Below are 13,164 nucleotides of genomic sequence, written 5' to 3'. Positions count from 1 at the left end.
CGGCACCGCCGCACCCGGCGGAGGCCCCGGCCGAGACAAGGAGACCCGCATGAGCTACCCGCAGGACGGGCACGGTTTCTTCACCCGGGCCCTGGACGCCGAGGACCGCGGCCGGCTGGACGAGGCGGAGACCGCCTACCAGCAGGCCATCGTGCTCTTCGAGGAGGAGGGGGACGCCGAGCAGGAGCAGGCGGCCTGCCACTACAACCTCGGGCACCTGTACCTGGGGATGAACCGCCCCGGGCGCGCGGTGACCGCCTACGAGCGGGCGTTGCAGCTGTTCCGCCGCTCCTCCGGCAGCGGCCGCCACCAGGCCCGCACGCACCTGATCCTCGGCAGCCTGCTGCTCGAGATGGAGCGCCACCGCGAGGCCGAGGAGCACCTGCTCGACGCCCTGGGCCAGTACCTGGACGCACCGCACGAGCCCGTGGACCAGGCCCAGTGCCACGTCAACCTCGCCCGCGTCTACGAGCAGGGCGCGCGGGCCTCGCAGGCGGTGACCGCGTACAACCGCGCGCTGGACTTCTACCAGGAGGTCGAGGACACCGCCGCCGAGCAGGCCGAGTGCTTCACGGCCCTGGGCCGCCTGCACGAGGCGGCCGGCCGGATGCTGGAGTCCGGCTCCGCCTACGCCGCCGCGGCGCGCCTGCGCCGGGCGGCGGGCCGCCCGCCCCTGAACGAGGACCCCGCGGAGGACGAGGAGCGCCCGGCGGACCGGGAGCCGCCCGGCGGGGCGGACGCCGCCCGGGGCACAGGCCTCGTCGAGGGGGAGGACCGCCCGTGAGCTCGCGCCTGATCTACGGCTGCATGACCATCGGCGGGTCCTGGGACGCGGACCCGCTGGACGCCGCGACGGTCGAGCGCGCCCGCCGGGCCGTGCGGGCCGCCCTCGAGGCCGGGATCACCGACTTCGACCACGCCGACATCTACGCCCACGGCAAGTCCGAGGAGGTCTTCGGCCTGCTCCTGGAGGAGGACCCCGAGCTGCGCCGCACGGCGGTGGTGCAGACCAAGTGCGGGGTGCGCCTGCCGGGCAACACCGCTGCCCCCGGGGCGCCGGTGCACTACCGGCTGGACCGGGACACGCTCCGCCGCAGCCTCGAGGGCTCCCTGCACCGGCTGCGCACGGACTCGGTGGAGCGGTTCGTGCTGCACCGCCCGGACCCGCTGGCCGACCCGCAGGAGGTCGCCGCGGCCCTCGACGAGCTGCGGCGGGAGGGGCTGATCCGCTCGGTGGGCCTGTCCAACATGTCGCTGCGCCAGGTCTGCCTCTACCAGCAGCTGCTCTCGACCCCCGTCACCGCCCTGCAGCTGGAGCTGAGCCTGCGCCACCGGGGCTTCGTGGAGCAGCAGATCCTCGTCAACCAGGACGAGGCCTCCGAGCACCCGTTCCCGGAGGGAACCCTCGAGTACTGCACGGGCAACGGCATCGAGGTCCAGGCCTGGGGCGCCCTGGCCCGGGGGCTCTACACGGGCGCGCCCGTCCCTGCCGAGGACCACCGCGCCGCGGCCACCGCGGAGCTGGTGCACGCGATGGCGGCGGAGCTCGGGGTCTCCGGCGAGGCGGTCGTGCTGGCCTGGCTGATGCGCCACCCCGGCGGGATCCGCCCCGTGGTCGGCACGACCGACCCCGGCCGGATCGCGGCGTGCGCGGCGGCGGAGGAGCTCGCAACCCGGATGGACCACGAGCAGTGGTACGCGCTGCTCACCGCCGCCCGCGGGGAGCCCGTGCCCTGAGCCGCCCCGGGCGTGTCCGTTGCGCCGGGCACGCCCGCACCGTAGCTTCGGTCCCGGACGCGCGGCCCGCCCCGGGCCCGCCCGGAGGACCTCGGAGGCCAGCGATGCCCGGACACGACCACGCCGTTCCCGGGCGCGGGCCGTCCCTGGCGACGATCGCCCCCGGCGACCTCGTGACCGTGCGCGGCGAGACCCGCGTGCACGAGGGCGAGATCCTGCTGCGGGAGGGCGGGGACTCGTGGCAGGAGCTGCACCTGGCCGGCACCCCGGAGCGCTACCTCGGCGTGGTCTGGGACCCCGAGCCCGAGCTGACCCTGTGGACCGCCGCCGACCTGCCGGGCGTCGTCCCCGGCGCCCGCGATATCGATCTCGGCGGGCGGCGCTACCGCCGCCGGGAGCAGGGCAGCGCCGGCTTCCGCGCGACCGGGATCCCCGGGCTGCCCGCGCACGGGATCTGCGAGTACGTCGACTACGCGGCCGCGGACGGCGCCCTGCTCTCCTTCGAGCGGTTCCCCGGCGGCGGCTGGGAGGCCTCCACGGGCGAGCGGCTGCACCCCTCCGAGGTGCGCGTCGAGCGCGGGGAGCGCCGGTGGTGAGCACCGCCGCACCCGCGGAGCCCGTCCTGCTCTCCGGGGCCCCGTTCCTCGACACCTCCCCCGACGACCTGGTCTTCGGCACCGACGCGCCCCGGCTGCCGGCCCTCGCGGTGCACCGGTCCCGGCCCGCCGGGCACCCGGGCACGGCGCTGGAGCTGCGCGTGCTCGGGGCCTCCCACCAGCTCGTGCTCGAGCGCGCGGGCACCCCCTGGATCGAGACGCTGGCCTGCCGCCCGGGCCGCCGCCCGCACCTGCCCGGCCGGCACCGCGCGCCGGCCCCCGCCCCCTTCGCCCGCGACTACGAGGCCGCCTGCACGGTCACGGTCCACGACCGCGGCGGGCTCGCCGCGGCGGTCGAGGACCTGCTCGCGGACTGCGCCGCGGCGCCCCACGGGCTCGTGGTCCGCTTCGCCGGGGACCCCCTGGCCCTCACGGGGGTGTGCGCCGACGACGACGGCGGGACCCTGCGCTGGCGGACCTGGCACGTCTACCCGCAGTGCGGGCGCGTGGTGCGCACCCGCTCCGCGCTGCGCCTGCTCCCGGAGGACCCCGCATGAGCTCCCCGCCCGGCTTCCGCCCGGACCCCTCCGGCTACGGCCACGTCCCCGACCCGGGCTCCTCGCCCCGCAAGCGGTGGGGCCGGCGGGTCCTGCTGGCCGTCGCCGGGGTCGTGATGGTGCTCGCGCTGCTGGCCGCGTGCGCCGGCGGCAGCCGCACCGGCTGCCGCGAGGACTACCGGGAGGACTACCGCGCCAAGCACGCCGCGGAGCCGACCCGGGCACAGGTGGACTCCGCGTGCGGGCGCTCCGGCGCCGGGGGCGGCTGGTTCTTCCTGGGCGGCGGCTCCCGCAGCAGCGGCAGCGACTACCGCGGCGGGTCCTTCGGCACCGGCAAGTGACCGCGGCCCCCTTCCCCTCCCCCCGACCGACGACGCACACGACGGAGACGAGCATGGACACGGTGATCTACGAGGTCGGCGCGGCCGCCGCCTACGGGCTGGTGGGCCTGGCCCTGATGGCGCTGGGCTACCTGGTGGTGGACCTGCTGACGCCGGGGAAGCTGCACTCCCTGATCTGGACCGACCGCAACCGGGGGTCGGTGGTGGTGCTGTCCTCCTCCGTGCTCGCGGTCGCGGTCGTGGTGCGCCAGGCCATCCTGGCCAGCGAGGACGGGCTCGCGGCGGGCCTCGTCTCGACCGGGCTGTACGGGCTCGTGGGCCTGGCGCTCATGGCGCTGTCCTTCCTGGTCCTCGACGCGCTGACCCCCGGGAGGCTGGGCGAGCTGGTGACCGACGAGCGGCTGCACCCGGCGGTGTGGGTGACCGCGGCCGTGCACCTGTCGGTGGGCCTCGTGGTCGCCGCCGCGATCTCCTGACCGGTGGCCGTCCCCCTCGGCACGACCGCCGGGGCCGCCGGCCCCGCCCTGTCCCTGCCGGTGCGCCCCGGACCGGCCCGGTTCCTCGTGCTCCTGGGCGTGTTCGTGTGCGCGGCGTGCGGCATGGTCTACGAGCTCGCCCTCGTGGCGCTGGGCAGCTACCTCATGGGCAGCACCGTGGTGCAGGCCTCGGTGGTGCTCTCCGTGATGGTCTTCGCCATGGGCCTCGGGGCGCTGGCCTCCAAGCCGCTGAACCGGTGGCCGGCGCTGTCCTTCGCCGCCGTCGAGGCGGCGCTGTCCCTGCTGGGCGGGCTGTCGGTGCTGGTGCTCTACGCGGCGTTCGCGTGGCTGCGGGCCGGGCTCGCCGCGAGCGCCGGCACGGCCTTCGTGATCGGGCTGCTGATCGGCGCGGAGATCCCGCTGCTGATGAGCCTGCTGCAGCAGATCCGGCGCCAGGCCGCCCCGGACGCGGTCGCGGACATGTTCGCCGCGGACTACGTCGGGGCGCTGCTGGGCGGGCTCGCGTTCCCGTTCCTGCTCCTGCCGACGCTGGGGCTGCTGCGCGGGACCGTGGCGGTGGGGGCCGTCAACGCCCTCGTGGGCGTGGCCGTGACCGTGTGGCTGTTCCGGGCCTCGCTCCCCCGGCGGGCCCGGGCGGTCCTGGCCGGGGTCCTGGCCGTCCTGCTCGCGGTGCTCGGGGGCGCGTTCTGGCTGGCGGACCGCTTCGAGGTCACGGCCCGCCAGCAGCTCTACGCGGAGCCGATCGTGCTCCAGCAGCGCAGCGACTACCAGGAGATCGTGCTCACCAGCGCGGTCTCCTACGACGACGAGCGGCTCTACCTGGACGGCAACCTGCAGTTCTCCTCCGCCGACGAGCACCGCTACCACGAGGCCCTCGTCCACCCGGCGATGGCCGGGCCCCGCGAGCGGGTGCTCGTGCTCGGCGGCGGGGACGGGCTGGCCGTGCGGGAGATTCTGCGCTACGACGACGTCGGCTCCGTCACCCTCGTGGACCTCGACCCGGCCGTCACGGAGCTGGCCCGCACGGAGCCGCGGCTGACCCGGCTCAACGGCGGCTCCCTGGAGGACCCGCGGGTGGAGCTCGTGCACGCCGACGCGTTCGCGTGGCTGCGGGACCGGGCCGCGGCGGGGGCCTACGACGTCGTCGTCGCGGACCTGCCCGACCCCGACTCGGAGGCCACCGCGAAGCTGTACTCGCAGGAGATGTACGGGCTCGCCGAGCGGGCGCTGGCCCCGGGCGGGCGGCTCGTGGTCCAGGCCGGGTCCCCGTACTTCGCCCCGGACGCCTTCTGGTGCGTGGGTGCGACGGTCGGGGCCGCGGGCCTGGCCGCGACGCCGTACCACGTGGACGTGCCCAGCTTCGGCGACTGGGGCTTCTTCCTGGCCGTGGCGGGCGGGGAGGCGCCCCGGCCCCGCCTGGCCGGGGCGGCCCCGCCGCTGCGCTTCCTCACGGACGAGGTGCTCGCGGCCGCCGCGGTGTTCCCGCCGGACCGCGGCCCGCGGCCCACGGAGGTCTCGACGCTGCTGGAGCCCGTGGTCATGGACTACCAGCGGCAGGGGTGGAAGAGCTACTGAGCCGCGCGGGTGCGGCTCAGCGGAAGACCGGGTCCCCGGCGTAGGGGGCCAGCACCGCCTGCTGCTCGGGGGAGATCCGCAGGACCGTGCCGGTGGCGGGGACGAAGAACGCCAGGGAGGTCTCGGCGCGCACGCACGCCCGGCGGGTCACGACGTCGGTGATCTCGAAGCCCAGCACGAGCGCCCCGCCGCGGGCCGCGACGACCCACACCCGCACCTCGACGGGGGTGTTGCGGTACTCCAGGGCCCGCAGGTACTTGATCCGGTGCTCGCTGATCAGCGCCTGGGTGCCCTCGGGCAGCTCCGAGAAGAACGGGATCAGCGGCGGCTCGACCTGGTCGCCCGTGCCCACGGGCACGCCGAGGGCCGCGATCCGGGCCTCCTCGAGCAGCCGCACGACCTCCACGTTGTTGACGTGGCCGTACGGGTCCATGTCCCCCCAGCGCATCGGCACCCGGCACAGCACGCCCGCTCCGTCGGTCCTCGTCATGGCACGCTCCTCCCACCCGTCCGCGACCGGGACGCCCCCGGCGGGCGGCCCGGTCGCGCCCAGCCTAGTGCCGTTCCGCGCCGCGGGCGGGCGAGCTCCCGCGCGCGGGGCGCCCCGTGGCCGGCCCGCCACCCCCGGAGCCCTGCGGGGGCGCCTGCTACCCTCGTCGCCCGTGGAACCGACCGCCCCGCGCACCCCGACCGCCACGGCCCCCGCGGCCCTCCCGGACCGCACCGGGGGCCCGGGCAGCTCCCCCGTGCTGCGCCGCGACATCCAGGCCCTGCGGGCGGTCGCGGTGCTGCTCGTGGTGGTCGACCACTTCTGGCCCTCGGGCCTGCTGGCCGGCGGCTACGTGGGGGTCGACCTGTTCTTCGTCGTCTCCGGCTACCTGATCACGGGCCACCTCGTCCGGGAGCTGACCGGCACGGGCCGGGTCGCGCTGGGCCGCTTCTACGCCCGCCGCGCCCTGCGCCTGCTGCCCGCGGCGGCGCTGGTCACGGTCGTCTCCGCGGCCCTCGTGGCCCTGTGGCTGCCGCAGGGGGCCTGGACGCGCACCGCGGTCGAGGGGGCGGGCAGCGCCCTCTACGTCCAGAACTGGCTCATGGCGCTGAGCACCCTCTCCGAGGCCGCCGCCGCGGCGGGGCCCACCCCGTTCCAGCACTACTGGTCGCTGTCGGTCGAGGAGCAGTTCTACCTGCTGTGGCCGGGCCTGCTGCTGGCCGTGGCCGCCGGCGCGGTGCGCACCGGCCGCGGCGACCCGCGCCGGCGCCTGCTCGCGGCCGTGGCCGCGGTCGGCGCCGTGAGCTTCGCCGTGGGCGTGGTGCACACCGAGCTCTCGAGCCAGACGGCGTACTTCGCCACGTGGACGCGGGTGTGGGAGTTCGGGGTGGGAGCCCTCGTGGCCCTGGGCGCCGGGGTGCCCCGGGGGCCGCGCACGGCCCGTGCCGCCGTGGCGGCGGGCTGGGCGGGCGTGGCCGCCTGCGCGGTGCTCTACCGCGGGGTGGAGTTCCCCGGCGTGGGGGCGCTCGTGCCGGTGCTCGCGGCCGCGGCGATCCTCGCCGGCGGGCAGGCCGCGGACCGGACCGGCCTCGAGCTCCTCACCGACCGGCGGGTGGTCCAGGGCATCGGCAACGCCTCCTACTCGGTCTACCTGTGGCACTGGCCGCTCGTGCTGGTCCTGCCCCACGCGCTGGGCCGTGAGCCGGGCCACGCGGAGCGGGCGCTGCTCGTGCTCGGAGTGCTGCTGCTCGCCGCCGCCACCCGCCGGTGGGTGGAGCTGCCCGGCACCCGGTGGCACGCGCCGCGGACCCGGCCCGCCCGGGCGGCGGCCGTCGCCGCGGCGCTCACCGCCGTGCCCGTGGCGGTGTGCCTGGCCCTGGGCGCCGCCGCGGGCTGGTCGCCGCTCGCGCCCTGAGGCATCCCGCCCGCGCGGGGCGCTCAGCCCCCGCGGCCGGCGAGGTCGCGGGCCCACTCGAGGGCCGCCCGCGCGGCGGGCGCGGTGTGGGCGTCGTCGCGGCCCGAGAGCACGTCGGCGGCGGAGGGCCGGGGCTCCCCGGGCCGGCGCGGCCGGTGCGGCTGGGCCAGCTCGGCGATCCACGGCTCGGGCTCCACGCCGCGGTGGGCGTCCGCCGCCAGCCGGGCGCGGGCGGCGGCCTCGGTCAGCGGGTCCACGGGATCGGTCATGGTCCCAGTCTTCCCCGGCGGCACCCCCCTCGGGAAGACTGGGGGCGTGCCCGACCTCCAGTGCCCCGCCGTGGCCGTCCTCCTCGACGACGACGGGCCCGCCCCGCCCTGGCTGGAGCGGCTGCGCGTCGCGGAGCGCTTCACGGCCCGGGAGGCCGGGCAGGTGAGCGCCCTCGTCGAGGACGGCGCCGACCTCTTCCGCGGCGAGACGTTCGTGGTCGCGGCCCCCGCCGCCGAGATCGCGGCGGCGCTGCGGCGGCGCGGGATGGCCGGCGCGGCGCCCGTCGTCGTCGAGGTCGACTCCTCCGGGTGGCGCCGGGTCCCCGCCCCCTGACCGGAGGCCCGCACCGGCCCTCCGCGGCCGGTGCGGCTTGTGCTGTCCGAGCCGCCGCCTAGTGTTCCCGCAGGTGGCGCCCGTCCGGGCTCCGCCGTGCCCGGATGTGCGAAGGAGAAGGCGCCGAGATGATGGGACCGAGCCACGCGGCCTGCGGGGCGGCCGCGTGGGTGGCGCTGACCGCCGACTACCAGGTGGGCCTGCACGGGCTCGTGCTGCCCATCGGCTGGGGGCTCGTCGACGTCGGCCACGCCGGGGTGCTCACCGGCGCCCTGGTCACCGCCGGGGCGGCGCTGCTGCCCGACCTCGACCACCCGGGAGGGACCGTGTCCCGCTCCCTCCCGCCGGTCACGACCGGCCTGGCCCGCCTCGTGTGCCGGATCTCCGGCGGCCACCGGCGCGGGACCCACTCGCTGCTGGGCGTCGCCGCGTTCACCGGCCTGGCGGCCGCGGCCCAGAAGGTCGGGATCCCCGTGGAGGGACTGGGCTGGGTCTGGCCGCTCGCGGCGGTCATGTCCGTGCTGCTCATCGCGTTCGCCGTGAAGGTCCTCGCCTTCGTCCCGGACCGGGTCGCGAAGCTGAACTGGGCGGTGGGCATCGGGCTCGGCGTCGTCGTCGGGCTCTGGCCGCCGGCGCACGAGTGGTGGTTCCCGCTGGCGGTGGGCACGGGGGTGGTCGTGCACCTGCTCGGCGACCTGCTGACCACGCGCGGGATCCACCTGCTCTACCCGCTGCGCGCGCCCCTGCCGCTGCCCCGGATCCTCTACCGCAACCGGGAGTTCGTGGCCGTGCCCCTGCTCGGCAACGCGGGCTCCCTGCCCGAGCTGCTGCTGCTGGCGCCGGTGACGCTGTTCGCCCTCGGCGGGCTCGTCGCCGCGCTCGCCCTCGCGACCGGGTTCACGGTCGCCTGAGGGACCCTCCCGCGCGCTCCTGCTCCTGCCGGCGGATCTTCTCCCCCTGCTCCGCGCGCTCCTTGCGGATCAGCTCGAGGGTCCGGACCAGCCGCGGCAGGGTGATGATGACCAGCCCGCCCAGCATGTTCAGCGGGATCACCCACAGGAACCACACGAACCAGTCCGTGTAGGAGATCGCCGCCCCCTGGTGCATGGCGCCGAAGACCACGATCGAGTTCAGGGCGCCGTGGAGCATCCCGAGGCCCACCACGAGCAGGCCGCTGATCAGCGAGATCAGGGCGGTCACGACGTCGTTGCCGGTGCCCTGGCTCATCCGGGTGCTCAGCGTGATCGTGCTGCCGGCCAGCACCGCGAGCGCGGCGGTCTCGAGGGTCAGCCCGTCCTCGAGGTAGCCGAGGGAGACCTCGAGGAGCAGCTGCTCGAACTGGGGGAAGGCCGCGGCGACCACCCACATGAACAGCCAGCCGCCGGCGAGGTTCGTCACGAGCGTCACCGCCCACAGCCGGACCAGCTGCGGCCACGTGCCGTGGCGGGCGACCACGGCGTTGATGGGGATGAGGAAGTCCTCGGTGAACAGCTCGGAGTGGGCCAGGCGCAGGGCGAACAGGCCGATGCCGAACGCCGTCCCGGCCAGCAGCTCGGAGCCGGTGGCCTCCTTGACGGCCAGCATCGCCATGATGCCGAGCCCCACGTCGATGCCGCCGAACAGGCCGGTGATGACCAGGGCCCGCCACGTGCGGTTGAGCCGGTCGGCGCCCTCCGTGACGGTGTTCTCGAACTCCTCGACGAGCTCGTCCTCGACCGGCTCGTCGGAGCGGCCCAGCTCCTTGCGCTTGTCCTCGGTCTGCCGGTGGTCCGGTTCCATGCCCGCTCCCCTGCTCGTGGCGTGCCCCCGCTGCGGGGGTGCGGCAAGCCTACTGACCGCCGCACCGAACCCCCGCCGGCAGGCGATTGGCCAATCCGGGCCGGATGCGGTTAGGATTGTCGTCGTTGCCCGCGGCGAGCCCGCCGGGGACGACGAGCGCGAGTGGCGGAATAGGCAGACGCGCACGGTTCAGGTCCGTGTGCCCGAGAGGGCGTGGGGGTTCAACTCCCCCCTCGCGCACCGCGAAGGACGGAAGGCCGGCCCCGGAGGAATCCGGGGCCGGCCTTCCGCGCATCCGGCGACGGGCGCCGGTGGCAGACTGGTCCCGTGCGAGAGCTCGTCGTGCTGGGCACCGCGTCCCAGGCCCCCACCCGGACCCGCAACCACAACGGCCACCTGCTGCTGTGGGACGGGCGCGGCCTGCTGTTCGACCCCGGCGAGGGCACGCAGCGCCAGCTCGTCCACGCCGGCGTCGCGGCCTCGCGGATCGGGCGCATCTGCCTCACCCACGTGCACGGCGACCACTGCTACGGACTGCCCGGGGTGCTCTCCCGGATGGTGCTCGACGGCGTGGAGCACCCCGTGCACCTGCACTACCCCGCGACCGGCGAGGACGTGGTGCGCGCGCTGGTCTCGGTCGCCACGCCCGGCCTCGACCTGCGGCTGCACCCCCACGGCGGGCCCGGCCAGGTCGCCGAGGACCTCGAGGTGCGCCCCCTGGACCACCGGGTCGAGACCTACGGCTACCGCCTGGCCGAGCCGGCGGGCCGCACGCTGCTGCCCGACCGGCTCGCCGCGGCCGGGATCGCGGGCCCGGACGTCCGGCGGCTGCAGCGGGAGGGGAGCCTGCGCGGCACGGCGCTGGCCGACGTCAGCGTCCCCCGGCCCGGCCAGCGCTTCGCCCTCGTCATGGACACCGCCCCGTGCGCGGGCGCGGAGGAGCTCGCCGAGGACGCGGACCTGCTGGTGGCCGAGTGCACCTACGCCGACGACGACGCCGGCCTCGCCGCGCGCCACCGCCACCTCACGGCGGGCCAGGCCGGGGCGCTGGCCGCCGCCGGCGGGGCCCGCACGCTCGTGCTCACCCACTTCTCGGCCCGCTACGAGGACCTCGCCCCGCTGGCCGCGCAGGCGCGGGCGGCGGCCGGGGGCGCCGCGGTGCACGCCGCCGAGGACCTGGACCGGTTCGCCCTGCCCCGGCGGCGCGCGCCCCGGGATCAGCCGGCCGGGACCACCCCGGCGTAGTCGGTCTGGTAGCCGGTGACCGGGGCGTGCGGGATCTCGTCCCAGCGCTCCGGGTCCTCCTGCTGGACCTCGCCGGTGGCCAGGCCGAGCAGCAGCTCCTTCAGCGCCAGCACGTTCTGCTGCACGCTCTTGCCGCGGGCCTTCTGGCCGAGGCTGCCGTCCGAGGAGTTGCCCGAGGTCTCGAAGAACACCACCGGGTGGGAGTGCTCCTCGGGGTTGAGCCCGCCGTGGTCCAGGCCGAGCATCATCGCCGAGACGACGCCGCCCTTGATGTCGATCTCGAGGCTGCCGCCGACCTGGTAGCGGTCGACGTTGACGAAGCCGTACTTCGAGAGCTCGTCGTAGACGTGCACGTTCATCTGCCGGGTGAGCCGGTCGTAGGCCCCGCCCTCGAGCCCGGGCAGGGTCGGCCCGCCGGGGGCGAGGGAGATGCCCAGGGACAGGGTGACGTCGTCGCCGGTGCCGTGCTCCTGCTTGAGGCCCTGGTGGTGGATGTCCACGCCCCAGGCCGGGTCGACGGTGGTCCAGTACTCGTAGAACGCGCGGGACTCGTCGGCCGCGAAGCCCTCGGCCGTCCAGTCGCGGTTGAGGTCGATGCGCTGCGGCGTCCCGCCCTCCGGCGCGCCGGAGACCCGGTCCCACAGGACGGTGTGCCGGATGTTGGCCTCGGCGCCGTCCGGGTTGTACACGGGGATGATGTGGAAGGTGAACGTCGAGCGCAGCAGCTCGTACTCGGCCGAGCCGTTGGTGCCCAGGTCCTTGAGCAGGCTCAGCAGGGCGTCCGTGCCGTAGGGCTCGTTGCCGTGGATGCGGCCCTGCAGCCACACGTGCTCCTCCCCGGAGCCCACGGTCGCGACCCACAGGTCCCGGCCCTGCTCGGAGGTGCTCACCTCCATGCCGGCCTCCGCGAGGGTGAAGGCGTCCACGCCGTGGCGGCTGGTCCGCTCGAGCTTCTGCAGCTCCTGCACCACGTCGTCGGGGGTCAGGATGCTCGAGGTGCTGGTCCGCCCCTCCGTGGAGGGGAAGTTCGCGTCCGCGGCGGCGGGGGCCGCCGCGCCGAGGGGAAGGGCGGCGGCACGGTGCGGTCGTCGTCGCCCTGCCGGCGGTCATAGACTGGTGGACTGTGAGAGCACTGCTGCTGGAGAACATCCACCCCGAAGCCGAACGGATCCTGCGCGAGAAGGGGATCGAGGTCGAGACCCGCAAGGGCGCACTGGACACCGCGGAGCTGATCGACGCCCTCGAGGGCGTCGAGCTGCTGGGCATCCGGTCGAAGACGCACGTGACCCGGGAGGTGCTCGCCGCCCACCCGCAGCTGCTGGCGGTCGGGGCGTTCTGCATCGGCACCAACCAGATCGACCTCGCCGCCGCCACGGAGCACGCGGTGACCTGCTTCAACGCCCCGTACTCCAACACCCGCTCGGTGGTGGAGCTGGCGATCGCCGAGATCATCTCGATGGCCCGCCACCTCACGGACAAGAACGCGGCGATGCACGAGGGCGTGTGGGACAAGTCCGCCAAGGGCGCCCACGAGGTCCGCGGCCGCACCCTGGGCATCGTGGGCTACGGCAACATCGGCTCCCAGCTGTCCGTGCTCGCCGAGCAGCTGGGCATGCACGTCCACTACTACGACGTCGTCGACCGCCTGCCCCTGGGCAACGCCCAGCGCTGCGACTCCCTCGAGGAGCTGCTCGAGAAGGTCGAGACCGTCTCCCTGCACGTGGACGGGCGCACGAGCAACAACAACCTCTTCGGACGGGAGCAGTTCGAGCGGATGCGCCCGCGCTCGCTGTTCCTGAACCTGTGCCGCGGGATGGTCGTGGACTACAACGCGCTGCGCGACGCCCTGGTCTCCGGGCACGTCGCCGGGGCCTCCGTCGACGTCTTCCCCAACGAGCCCAAGGCCGCCGGGGACCCCTTCGAGTCCGTCCTGCAGGGGCTGCCCAACGTCATCCTCACCCCGCACATCGGCGGCTCGACCCAGGAGGCCCAGGTCGACATCGGCCGGTTCGTCGCCGGCAAGCTCGCCTCGTTCGTGGCCGCCGGGTCGACCACCCTGTCCGTGAACATGCCGCAGGTCCAGCTCGCCTCGGCCGTGCGCGGCACCCGCCTGCTGCACCTGCACCGCAACGTCCCCGGCGTGCTCGCGACCGTCAACAGCGTCCTGGGCGACCACGGGATCAACATCGACGGCCAGCAGCTGTCCACCCGCGGGGACACCGGCTACCTCGTCACCGACGCCGCCAACGGCGTGACCGCCGAGGTCATCGAGGAGATCCTCGCCCTGCCCGCCACGATCCGGCTGTCCACGATCGACTGAGCGGTCCCGG

The 13,164-nt window shown here is 75.6% G+C and carries 16 protein-coding genes and 1 tRNA gene; 13 read left to right on the top strand and 4 right to left on the bottom strand.

From position 1 onward, the window contains the following. Nucleotides 1-49: 49 nt before the first annotated feature. From AS188_RS05535 to AS188_RS05505, 7 genes are all read left to right on the top strand, one after another. Nucleotides 50-784, top strand: a complete 735-nt coding sequence (locus AS188_RS05535) for a tetratricopeptide repeat protein (protein WP_083529275.1) — start codon at nt 50-52, stop codon at nt 782-784. Beyond that, entirely contained in the window at nt 781-1,737 is a 957-nt protein-coding gene (locus tag AS188_RS05530; protein ID WP_083529274.1) for an aldo/keto reductase, read from the top strand. Before AS188_RS05535 ends, AS188_RS05530 begins: the two co-directional genes overlap by 4 nt. Nucleotides 1,738-1,841: 104 nt before the next feature. After that, entirely contained in the window at nt 1,842-2,333 is a 492-nt protein-coding gene (locus tag AS188_RS05525) for a DUF4178 domain-containing protein (protein ID WP_058858012.1), read from the top strand. Beyond that, complete coding sequence (locus AS188_RS05520) at nt 2,330-2,890, top strand: DUF2617 family protein (RefSeq protein ID WP_169797985.1); 561 nt, start codon at nt 2,330-2,332, stop codon at nt 2,888-2,890. The genes AS188_RS05525 and AS188_RS05520 overlap by 4 nt, the downstream gene beginning before the upstream one ends. Continuing rightward, complete coding sequence (locus AS188_RS05515) at nt 2,887-3,231, top strand: hypothetical protein (protein ID WP_058858010.1); 345 nt, start codon at nt 2,887-2,889, stop codon at nt 3,229-3,231. Before AS188_RS05520 ends, AS188_RS05515 begins: the two co-directional genes overlap by 4 nt. A 53-nt stretch (nt 3,232-3,284) precedes the next feature. Next, the gene (locus tag AS188_RS05510; protein WP_058858009.1) at nt 3,285-3,707 is read left to right on the top strand and encodes a DUF350 domain-containing protein; all 423 of its coding nucleotides are present in this window, start codon (nt 3,285-3,287) and stop codon (nt 3,705-3,707) included. A 3-nt stretch (nt 3,708-3,710) separates the two neighbouring features. Then, nucleotides 3,711-5,303 (top strand): polyamine aminopropyltransferase, encoded by a 1,593-nt coding sequence (locus AS188_RS05505; RefSeq protein WP_204356478.1) that lies wholly within the window; start codon nt 3,711-3,713, stop codon nt 5,301-5,303. A 16-nt stretch (nt 5,304-5,319) separates the two neighbouring features. Here the strand turns inward: AS188_RS05505 and AS188_RS05500 are convergent, their stop codons facing one another. Continuing rightward, the gene (locus AS188_RS05500; RefSeq protein ID WP_058858008.1) at nt 5,320-5,793 is read right to left on the bottom strand and encodes an acyl-CoA thioesterase; all 474 of its coding nucleotides are present in this window, start codon (nt 5,791-5,793) and stop codon (nt 5,320-5,322) included. 172 nt (nt 5,794-5,965) lie between these two features. On the opposite strand from AS188_RS05500, the gene AS188_RS05495 reads away from it, so the two are divergent. Further along, nucleotides 5,966-7,207 carry an acyltransferase family protein gene (locus AS188_RS05495; RefSeq protein ID WP_058858007.1) on the top strand — a complete coding sequence of 414 codons (1,242 nt, stop codon included), beginning with the start codon at nt 5,966-5,968 and terminating at the stop codon, nt 7,205-7,207. Between the two features lie 23 nt (nt 7,208-7,230). On the opposite strand, the gene AS188_RS05490 is transcribed toward AS188_RS05495, so the two are convergent. After that, nucleotides 7,231-7,476, bottom strand: coding sequence for a hypothetical protein (locus AS188_RS05490; RefSeq protein ID WP_058858006.1), 246 nt, complete (start codon nt 7,474-7,476; stop codon nt 7,231-7,233). Nucleotides 7,477-7,522: 46 nt separating this feature from the next. Here AS188_RS05490 and AS188_RS05485 point away from each other — a divergent pair, with 46 nt between their 5' ends. Beyond that, entirely contained in the window at nt 7,523-7,810 is a 288-nt protein-coding gene (locus AS188_RS05485) for a hypothetical protein (protein ID WP_058858005.1), read from the top strand. 128 nt (nt 7,811-7,938) lie between these two features. Continuing rightward, nucleotides 7,939-8,721 carry a metal-dependent hydrolase gene (locus AS188_RS05480; RefSeq protein WP_058858004.1) on the top strand — a complete coding sequence of 261 codons (783 nt, stop codon included), beginning with the start codon at nt 7,939-7,941 and terminating at the stop codon, nt 8,719-8,721. Here the strand turns inward: AS188_RS05480 and AS188_RS05475 are convergent. Further along, nucleotides 8,708-9,589, bottom strand: a complete 882-nt coding sequence (locus tag AS188_RS05475) for a formate/nitrite transporter family protein (RefSeq protein ID WP_058858003.1) — start codon at nt 9,587-9,589, stop codon at nt 8,708-8,710. The two genes, AS188_RS05480 and AS188_RS05475, sit on opposite strands and share 14 nt — an antisense overlap. A gap of 156 nt (nt 9,590-9,745) precedes the next feature. On the opposite strand from AS188_RS05475, the gene AS188_RS05470 reads away from it, so the two are divergent. Together AS188_RS05470 and AS188_RS05465 are read left to right on the top strand one after the other, a co-directional pair. Further along, nucleotides 9,746-9,829: transfer RNA gene (locus AS188_RS05470), tRNA-Leu, on the top strand. A gap of 87 nt (nt 9,830-9,916) precedes the next feature. After that, on the top strand, nt 9,917-10,834 hold the full coding sequence (locus AS188_RS05465; protein ID WP_058858002.1) for a ribonuclease Z: 918 nt from the start codon (nt 9,917-9,919) through the stop codon (nt 10,832-10,834). Here AS188_RS05465 and AS188_RS05460 read toward each other — a convergent pair. Further along, entirely contained in the window at nt 10,807-11,805 is a 999-nt protein-coding gene (locus AS188_RS05460; protein ID WP_236945062.1) for a M14 family zinc carboxypeptidase, read from the bottom strand. The two genes, AS188_RS05465 and AS188_RS05460, sit on opposite strands and share 28 nt — an antisense overlap. Nucleotides 11,806-11,957: 152 nt before the next feature. Between AS188_RS05460 and serA the strand changes: the two genes are divergently transcribed. After that, nucleotides 11,958-13,154 carry a phosphoglycerate dehydrogenase gene (serA, locus tag AS188_RS05455; RefSeq protein ID WP_058858001.1) on the top strand — a complete coding sequence of 399 codons (1,197 nt, stop codon included), beginning with the start codon at nt 11,958-11,960 and terminating at the stop codon, nt 13,152-13,154. Nucleotides 13,155-13,164 lie beyond the last annotated feature (10 nt).

It is taken from the genome of Kocuria flava (assembly GCF_001482365.1).
Classification (GTDB): Bacteria; Actinomycetota; Actinomycetes; order Actinomycetales; family Micrococcaceae; genus Kocuria; species Kocuria flava.
Note: the sequence above shows the minus strand (reverse complement) of the source record. Positions and strands in the feature narration are given on the sequence as shown.

What these genes read in the sequence shown, in the direction of transcription:
- AS188_RS05490 (WP_058858006.1), bottom strand. Translation starts at nt 7,476, where the DNA reads ATGACCGATCCCGTGGACCCGCTGACCGAGGCCGCCGCCCGCGCCCGG.
- AS188_RS05475 (WP_058858003.1), bottom strand. Translation starts at nt 9,589, where the DNA reads ATGGAACCGGACCACCGGCAGACCGAGGACAAGCGCAAGGAGCTGGGC.
- AS188_RS05510 (WP_058858009.1), top strand. Translation starts at nt 3,285, where the DNA reads ATGGACACGGTGATCTACGAGGTCGGCGCGGCCGCCGCCTACGGGCTG.
- AS188_RS05525 (WP_058858012.1), top strand. Translation starts at nt 1,842, where the DNA reads ATGCCCGGACACGACCACGCCGTTCCCGGGCGCGGGCCGTCCCTGGCG.
- AS188_RS05535 (WP_083529275.1), top strand. Translation starts at nt 50, where the DNA reads ATGAGCTACCCGCAGGACGGGCACGGTTTCTTCACCCGGGCCCTGGAC.
- AS188_RS05500 (WP_058858008.1), bottom strand. Translation starts at nt 5,793, where the DNA reads ATGACGAGGACCGACGGAGCGGGCGTGCTGTGCCGGGTGCCGATGCGC.
- AS188_RS05515 (WP_058858010.1), top strand. Translation starts at nt 2,887, where the DNA reads ATGAGCTCCCCGCCCGGCTTCCGCCCGGACCCCTCCGGCTACGGCCAC.
- AS188_RS05480 (WP_058858004.1), top strand. Translation starts at nt 7,939, where the DNA reads ATGATGGGACCGAGCCACGCGGCCTGCGGGGCGGCCGCGTGGGTGGCG.